Raw genomic sequence first — 8,105 nt, 5'->3', positions numbered from 1 at the left:
GAAAATAGTTTAATAAGCAAATTATTCGAATGAATAGTTTTTTAAAAGTTTGATTTAACCAAACTTCTGATAGATAAAAGACATATAACGGGAAAAATCGCCTATGCATTTGGAATGCAGGCAGTTTCCTTATTTGGGGAAGGGATTAATTTCTATACAGTTTAAGAGAAAGCAAATCCAGCCTTTATCTATACTACAATAAAAGGATCATTGAAGTTATGTGTTCTTATATATTCTACAGGCCATTATATAAATGTCTGTTTCTGTCACTTTGTCTAAAATTAAACGAACAAGCTTCACTAGATATATCATGTACATATATGTATAACAAAAAGAAAATGGGTGTGTGATTCGAATGAATGAACACTATTATGATTACCCTACAGAAATTTTAAATCAGCAGTACAATACAAATTGGATGGAGCGTTCTCCAGTTGGGGGAGGAGCTGGAGCCACAGCTGGAATTGGAGCTGGAATTGGAAGTGGTACAGAAGCTGGAACAGTATTGTTGCCTCCAACAGGTGCATGGTATTACTCTGGGTGGCATCCAAGTAGCTTATGGCAACCGTATCATACTTGGCATCCCGCTTTTGGATGGACTTACTGGTTTTAGATACACCTATCTAAAGAAGATTTAAATAAGTTATTTTATAAATTAGCAAACCTCTTAGTACGGAATTGCACAAGCCCTTCGCATTTTGAGAGGGGCTTTTTGTATTTACATGAAGAAGTAACAGAATTAGAAATAGATAATATAAACTTAATAATATTAAGCGATATTATTGATGGAATTTTTATATTTAGAGTTATTTATAGGAATGTATTTTTTTGTAAAAGTTAATCCTATTATCAATACATAGAAAAAGGGGATGAGTAAGAGTCTGATTTATATTTACAATGACTATGGTGGTACTCGGCAATGTAATAAGGAAGTATATGAATTGGTAAATAATACGAAGGAAATGCCAGCCAAAACGAAAGGAAAAATAATAATACTGGAGAATTTAGAGTACAAAAGCTGATTATTTTTTAAAAAAAGGAGACTTTGTAAAGGTCTCCTTCAATACACTAATTATAATTAATATTATATCAAATCATCCTTGATGACCGCCAACGAATTTGTTATCACTGACAGGAACAGAATTTATTGAGATGATTGCATAATTACGTGGTATCAAAGAAGAATACAAATTATTTAATAAAAAATTTTCAACTGGAGCCGTCCGGTAGTTTGAAGCGTATGTAGCAATTCCTATCATCATTTTTGTTGGAGTACTTTATGCACTTGGTATGAGAGAAGATTTACCGCTAACTACGATGCGAAAGTCACAGGAAGCTCAAAATAAAAAAAGTAACCTAAAGGAGCTACTTTTCATTTTCGAACTAATATTATCCTTACATATTTTTCACTCAATCGAACTAGCAATTTGAACTGATTTATCAGGCGTAATCTTATTAGATACTCTTTTATCGAGCCCTAACAAATAGGAATGGATTTACCAAAAGTAAGCAAGGAAATAAAAGAATATGTTCCATTTTGAGAATGGTTGAAAGATATTTTCTTATTGAAATAAGGGGTGCTTTAGTTCAATAAGCTCTAGCTGAATAAACCAGAAAAGCATGCTTCGATGATCTTTTAGAAACATGCTTTTTTGGTTCAACATTCCTTATTTATTTTCTTTAGAAAAATTTATAGCTGCCATTCTAACTAAAGATGAAAAATCATTCTAACATATGAATGATGAAAAATCACAAAGAGAGAGGGGGATAAAAAAGAATGTCTTTCAATTATACGTAAAATATTCATATTATTAACGATACATTTTCAAACAATCATTGTTGTATATCAGTATCAAGACATCATTTCAATTTATTTTAACTATGTTCTATTTTTAAACTCTACTTTTAAATCTTTAACTAGCTTGTCAACAATTATAGGTAGATGTTTGTTTTTTAAGTGTATGCAACCGAGTGATACGGTCAAGGGTTCATGATAAACTAAATCGACTGTCACAATTTCTCCGGAGATTAATAGGTTATTTGATGATTTTGAATAGCTAGGACCAACACTAATTGCCAAACCCTTTTGAACCGCTTTCATTACCACTTCCGTATCATTCGAAGTAAAAAAAATGTTTAATTGCCCGTATTTTTTTGTGAAATCTTTGATAAACCAATTTATATAATTACCATTATACAAAACCAGAGTATGTTGGAGTAATTCTTGAGGAGTTATCGTTTCATAGAACACTAAAGGAGAATTTTTATTTACATATACTTTCATTTTTCCTTCAAGTATAGTTTCGTATATAATATCCTCTCTATTTTTAATTATATCATCGTAAAGGGTTATTAATCCTATGTCGCTTTTTTGACCGACGACGTCCCTTATCACTGAAAGGGTTGTACTTTCTTAAATATCAATTTTTACATGAGGGAAATTCTTCTTAAAAGTAGATAGTGGTCCTAGTAGTAGTTTAAGAAAGCCAGATACTGTTGAGATTTTTAATTCTCCTGTAATTGAATCCTTAAGTGTTTCTACTTCGCTTTTTAATTCTTGAAATTTCATTAATATTTCGTAGGACTTTTTATAACTACCTTTCCTTCATCTGTTGGAAATGCCCCAAGGCGTGAACGTTCGAAGATTTGAACTCCTAATTCTTTTTCTAGATTTAATATCGACTGACTTAATTCGGATTGACTTACATGCAGATTTTGAGAAGCAATTGAAAAAGACTTTGTTTTGCAACCTCCAGTAGATATACTAATTTATCTATGTTCATAAGTGCCTCCTATCACAAAAACTTATACTTCAATCGAAAAGATTAATTTTATATTACCTTATTTAATTGGTAGAATTAAATATAATTAATCGAGAATAACAAAAAATTAATCGAGTATTGAAAGTATTGTGTTCTGATTAGTTAGAAAATTTAGTTAATTATAAATATTTTCGAGAAGAGAATACAGTAAGGGAAAAAGAGAGGAGAATAAATATGGATCAAAACAATATCGCAGTTAGTGATGAAAAGGATTCGAAACCAAAAAAGAAGGGTTTACCAGTAATCGATTGCGATTTACATGAGGCTTTTAATGATATCAAAGAACTTTTGCCATATCTTGATAAACGATGGAAAGAGTATATTATCCCTGGATCTTGGAGGCCTAATGGCTTACCTTATGCAAGGCTAACACCAGGTGGGTATGCTATGGTTGATGCCTGGCCTGGAAAGGGTAAAATTGCTGGTTCTGATTTCCCATTATTTAAAAAACAATTACTTGATTCATACAATGTGAAAAGGGGTATTCTAACAGGTGTTTTTTGGCCATCAGATATAAATACACAACCGGAATTTAAAAATGCACTTGCAACTGCGTATAATGATTGGCAAATTGATAATTGGTTAAAAAAAGATAAACGTCTTCTAGGTTCTATCCACATAAATTGTCACGACCCTGTTGCTGCGGCAAAAGAAATTGATAGATTAGGTAGTAACCCACAAATGATTCAGGTAATGATAAGTGTAATACCGGAAGCTCTAGGAAAAACATTTTATCATCCTATTTATGAGGCTGCTCAAAGAAATAATTTGCCTATTGGTTTTCATCTCGGAGCCTGTTCAAGTACCGTATTAGATAAAAATCCTTATTTTATTGAATGGTACTCCATGAGGATACAGAATTATCAAATTATTTTGTCTAATTTGGTTATTCATGGAGTCTTTGAGAAGTTCCCTAACCTTAAAGTTATGATGATTGAAGGTGGATTTTCTTGGGTTGTTCCAACTATGTGGAGACTTGACATGGCGTACCGAACATTCAGAAGAGAAGTACCTTGGCTGAAAAGATTACCTAGTGAATATATTCGTGACCATTTTAAATTTACAACACAACCAATGGATGATCCAAATCCAAAGCATATGATACAAATGATTGAAATGCTGGGACCTGAATTGCTATGTTTCGCCTCAGACTATCCTCATTGGGATTTTGATGATCCATATCGTGCTTTTCCGGCGGTTATGCCTAAAGAGTGGAAGAAGAAAATTCTTTACGATAACGCTCGAGAGTTTTATCAATTAGAAGACATGGAGGATGATTGTATTTGAAATATTCAGTCTGCAAAACAATAGATATGAAACCAGGTGAAATAAAAGAAATAAAAGTACAAGGCCGAAGAATAGTATTGTGCTGTACAGGAGAAGCCACATTCTCAGCAGTTAGTGCAATATGTCCTCATCAAGCTGCTAATTTAGTAGATGTTAAGCGATTGGATGGAACAGTGGAGTGTTTACCAGATGGGGAAATAGGATTTGTAAAATGTAATCAAACTTTAAGATGCCCAAGACATGGTTATGAATGGGATGTGACTACAGGTAAAGCCTTGTTCCCAACTAATAGATTAAATATTAAGTCATATAATTTAGAAGTAGAAGGAGATGAGGTAGTAATTTACATGTAAATCACTAATTAAAAAGGGGAAATGCTGCATACACTTACAAATTTCTTAGTGGCTTATCCAAAACATCTCTTAGTTTAGCATTTCAATTTTTATATTTAAGCGTTAATACCGAATCTAATTCATTGAGAGTGATTCAATTTTTGAACAGGGTATTTAGACTAAAAGAATATGTTAGAAAAATAATACTAAAATAGTAGGTGATTACATGCAAATATCATATTGCCAAATATTTTCTCGGACTATTGTAAATTATGGTGTCGGGACTAGAACTTTACTACCTCAAATATTAAAGGGGCTTGCTTGTAGACGGGTAGTTCTGTTTGCAGATAAAGAAGCGGGTAGTTTGGGGGTAATAAATCAAATTAAGGAATTGTTTGAGAAGAAGCAGGAAGTTGTTAAGATTGTTGGGGTTATTGAGGATATTGAAAAGGAAGCAACTGTTGAAACAGTCAATCGTTGCGCTCATTTTTTTAAAGAACATAAAGGAGATACCATCTTGGCACTTGGGGGGGCTGGTGTCTTAGATACAGCCAAGGCAGTTAAATGGATGATACATAAAGGTATATCAGATATAAGTAAAGTAGTAACAATTACTGAGCGATGGCCTGAAGCTGATTTAATTTCGATTCCCCATATAGCCATCCCAATATTGTCAGGTACGGGAGCTGAAATAACAGAAGTTACGATGATTACAAATGAAAAGTTTGAGAAAGCAACTAGTATTTATAACCCTTATATCAATGCAGATGTAGCGATTCTGGATCCTGAACTTACATTAGGGGTGTCTCCAAGTGTTACTGCACTAACTGGATTTACAACATTAGTTAACGCAATAGAAGCCTTTTTTTCACCTAGGGCAACCCCTATGTCAGATGCCTATGCACAACAAGCTATAAGATTGATAGCGAATAATTTAACAAAGGCAGTTCATGAAGGAAATAATGTGGAGGCAAAAGGTAATTTACAGCTGGCCAGTTATATGGCTAAATCTGCATTCATGCCTGTAATAAGTGCATTTCCTATGCATAACATGGCTCTTGCTTTTAGTAGAAGATTTAGAGTTACACAAATGCAGGCAAATGCCATCTTACTTCCAAATGTACTTGAATCATTAACCCCTTTTTACTTATCCAAAATTAAGGAATTTTCTAAAGCACTTGGCATTATGAATCCTCCAAAACATGATAAAGAATGTTTAAGTCAAGCTGTTGCAGTCATTCGAAATCTACGTGAAGAGATCGCTTTACCTAAAACTCTAGATGTTGGTTTTGAGGGAAATCTAGATAATATGGATGACTTTATATCAATGGTTCATAAGGAGCCTCTTGCCGTTCACTATAAAATACCAGGAGATGTTGTAGCTAAAATCATCTATCAAATATTTAATTTGCCTATAAAAATTGATTAGTAGATATTATTTACCGAACTAGGCGGAATTAAAACATTCATAAAGTAAAAGCTGTTAAATCACATTTGCAAAAATCGAGAAAGTGATGACTGTAATGGAAAATTGGTATATGTTAGTCATGATTGTTGTTATTGCATCTATTTTACAAACAAGTACTGGTTTTGGTTTTTCAATTGTATCATTGCCTTTTCTCTTCTTAATATATCAGCCTCATACGGCAGTTCAATTAAATCTAATTCTTTCGCTTGTTATATCTATAATCATGATATTTAAAGTTAATAAAGAAGTAGATAAGGCTATTTTATTTAGATTAATAAAAGGCAGCATTATTGGGATACCATTGGGTACTGGCATCAGTATGTATTTTGACATTGAAGTACTAAAAATCATTGTAAGTTTAGTTATTCTTTTGTTAACAGCTTGTCTTTTATTAAAGGTAAAGATTCAACAAACGAATAACAGGGATTTTTTAATAGGTATTATTTCAGGAATGCTAACAATAAGTATTGGTATGCCTGGTCCTCCTTTACTACTTTATTTCTCGGGAGCTGAAAAGGAAAAAGCAATGATTCGAAATACAACATTAGCTTACTATCTTTTCATTTATTTCATTAGTTTAGTGGTACAAATAATAATTGTTGGTATAAGCAAAGTTGTCCTATATTCATCTTTAGTGTCAATTATTCCACTATTGATTGGAATATTACTTGGCCAATGGATATTTACATCCATCAATCAAAAAACGTTTCAAATTACCACAAATATTATACTTCTATTTACTGGATTTTACTTATTGGCTACTAGTTTTTAGAAACATAATGTTTGAAAAGTTGAATGGCTTTTCTATTAAAAAAATCGTTCCTAATATAAAGTGTACCCTTTGTAAAGGACATTTCAAAAAAAGCCTAGGCAGATTTTAGAAGATGATCACTGTATTGAACAGGGGTCATCTTTTTTAAATTCCATTGGTATCTGTAGTGATTGTAATAGATCATAAATTGCTTAATTTCACGTTTTAATTCATCTAGAGTTTTACATGCTTTAATAGTGACTTCATCTTTAAGATGCCCAAAGAAAGATTCTTGAGGAGCGTTGTCCCAACAGTTTCCTTTTCTTGACATAGACTGGCGTAATCCTAGTTTTTTCACTGACTTTGAAAGTTAGGATGGGTATAATGTACTCCCTGGTCTGAGTGAATTAAGGCATTTTTTGCTTTCTTAAAGTTTCTATTTTTCTATAACTTTAAAAGGGTGTTTGTTGCCAAGTCGATGGTCATCCCCGTAGGGCGTACAGTAGCATCTATATTAGAAAACTACCAGCAGTAGGATGGCTTAGTTAAAATTCCAAAAGTATTGCACTCATACATGGGGGGAATAGAAGTTATTAAATAAGTAAGGTATTGATTTGAAGTAAAGTTTAACTATTTACAAAAAAGTGTAACGTTGTGCATAGAAACTTTTAATAAAAATTAATTCACCAACAACAAAAAAGCCAAACATCTAGTTTTTGTAAAATGTTTGGTTTTTTTCTATCCTTCTTTATGCAATGAAAGGTGATCCGATGTACATTTGTTAATTGTGATGGTATACACGCTGTTGGAATCGGAGCCTTCGATGAGAGATCTACTTTATACTATCTAATACTTTTTTGGTAAAACAAAATTATCCAGATATAAATTGTATAATTTATATAGGGACTTTTATATGATGTACTTATATAGTATGAAATAGAAATCTTTCTGAAAATGTTACAAGACAACTTAACCATGACCTACAAAACCTTCAAAAGCCCATTTTCATGTTTCGAAGAATTTAGTTTTTAACAACCCACTTTGAGGTTTATTTTAAAAAAACTGATTAGTAATTACTAACTAGATTAGATCACGACTATGTTGCCTGAAGACAAAGCTGTTACAAGACAACTTAACCATGACCTATAAAACCTTCAAAAGCCGATTATCATGTTTCACAGAATTTAGTTTTTAACAACTCAACCTTGAACTGATCTTACCGAATTGTTACTTTTATGGACAACTCTTTGTGAACTAAAAGAGTCATAACATTAATAAAGAACAATACTTATGTCACTAAAGGATCAGTTTAGTGGAATAAGAAATAAGGTGTCTTGTGATTGAATATTAGGTAAGGTATTAATGGAGTGAATGCTAGAATTTTCGAAATTAAAGAGGTGGGAAAATGTATTGGGAGACACTTCCTAATTGGATATGGGTTATTT

At 32.3% G+C, this 8,105-nt stretch carries 8 protein-coding genes and 1 pseudogene; 5 read left to right on the top strand and 4 right to left on the bottom strand.

What is annotated here, in order from left to right; all coding sequences use genetic code 11:
• Positions 1–355 precede the first annotated feature (355 nt).
• On the top strand, positions 356–613 hold the full coding sequence (locus V7014_RS24360; RefSeq protein WP_335511221.1) for a hypothetical protein: 258 nt from the start codon (positions 356–358) through the stop codon (positions 611–613).
• A 1,266-nt stretch (positions 614–1,879) separates the two neighbouring features.
• Here V7014_RS24360 and V7014_RS24355 read toward each other — a convergent pair.
• From V7014_RS24355 to V7014_RS27390, 3 genes are read right to left on the bottom strand one after another with little or no spacing between them, the layout of a single operon-like run.
• Positions 1,880–2,395, bottom strand: coding sequence for a LysR family transcriptional regulator substrate-binding protein (locus V7014_RS24355; RefSeq protein WP_335511219.1), 516 nt, complete (start codon positions 2,393–2,395; stop codon positions 1,880–1,882).
• Positions 2,396–2,413: 18 nt separating this feature from the next.
• Complete coding sequence (locus V7014_RS24350; RefSeq protein ID WP_335511217.1) at positions 2,414–2,569, bottom strand: hypothetical protein; 156 nt, start codon at positions 2,567–2,569, stop codon at positions 2,414–2,416.
• A complete protein-coding gene (locus V7014_RS27390) occupies positions 2,569–2,763 on the bottom strand; it encodes a helix-turn-helix domain-containing protein (protein ID WP_438824973.1) in 195 nt (64 codons plus the stop codon). The genes V7014_RS24350 and V7014_RS27390 overlap by 1 nt, the downstream gene beginning before the upstream one ends.
• A gap of 233 nt (positions 2,764–2,996) precedes the next feature.
• Between V7014_RS27390 and V7014_RS24345 the strand changes: the two genes are divergently transcribed.
• The 4 genes from V7014_RS24345 to V7014_RS24330 all read left to right on the top strand — a co-directional run bounded on the left by V7014_RS24345 (position 2,997) and on the right by V7014_RS24330 (position 6,681).
• On the top strand, positions 2,997–4,109 hold the full coding sequence (locus V7014_RS24345; protein ID WP_335511215.1) for an amidohydrolase family protein: 1,113 nt from the start codon (positions 2,997–2,999) through the stop codon (positions 4,107–4,109).
• A complete protein-coding gene (locus tag V7014_RS24340; RefSeq protein ID WP_335511213.1) occupies positions 4,106–4,462 on the top strand; it encodes a Rieske (2Fe-2S) protein in 357 nt (118 codons plus the stop codon). Before V7014_RS24345 ends, V7014_RS24340 begins: the two co-directional genes overlap by 4 nt.
• Positions 4,463–4,667: 205 nt before the next feature.
• Complete coding sequence (locus tag V7014_RS24335) at positions 4,668–5,870, top strand: iron-containing alcohol dehydrogenase (RefSeq protein ID WP_335511211.1); 1,203 nt, start codon at positions 4,668–4,670, stop codon at positions 5,868–5,870.
• 94 nt (positions 5,871–5,964) lie between these two features.
• Positions 5,965–6,681, top strand: a complete 717-nt coding sequence (locus V7014_RS24330) for a sulfite exporter TauE/SafE family protein (RefSeq protein WP_335511209.1) — start codon at positions 5,965–5,967, stop codon at positions 6,679–6,681.
• 94 nt (positions 6,682–6,775) lie between these two features.
• Here V7014_RS24330 and V7014_RS24325 read toward each other — a convergent pair.
• Positions 6,776–7,146 (bottom strand): annotated as a pseudogene (locus V7014_RS24325) (IS3 family transposase); the annotation flags it as partial.
• Positions 7,147–8,105: the final 959 nt, after the last annotated feature.

The sequence above is a fragment of the Bacillus sp. JJ722 genome (genome assembly GCF_036963345.1).
Lineage (GTDB): Bacteria > Bacillota > Bacilli > Bacillales > DSM-1321 > Bacillus_AD.
The sequence above is the reverse complement of the archived record's forward strand: the minus strand, read 5'-3'. Positions and strand labels throughout refer to the sequence as shown.

Excerpts from the sequence above, each read along its gene's own strand:
- V7014_RS24335 (WP_335511211.1), top strand. The coding sequence starts at position 4,668 with ATGCAAATATCATATTGCCAAATATTTTCTCGGACTATTGTAAATTAT.
- V7014_RS24345 (WP_335511215.1), top strand. The coding sequence starts at position 2,997 with ATGGATCAAAACAATATCGCAGTTAGTGATGAAAAGGATTCGAAACCA.
- V7014_RS24360 (WP_335511221.1), top strand. The coding sequence starts at position 356 with ATGAATGAACACTATTATGATTACCCTACAGAAATTTTAAATCAGCAG.
- V7014_RS24350 (WP_335511217.1), bottom strand. The coding sequence starts at position 2,569 with ATGAAATTTCAAGAATTAAAAAGCGAAGTAGAAACACTTAAGGATTCA.
- V7014_RS24330 (WP_335511209.1), top strand. The coding sequence starts at position 5,965 with ATGGAAAATTGGTATATGTTAGTCATGATTGTTGTTATTGCATCTATT.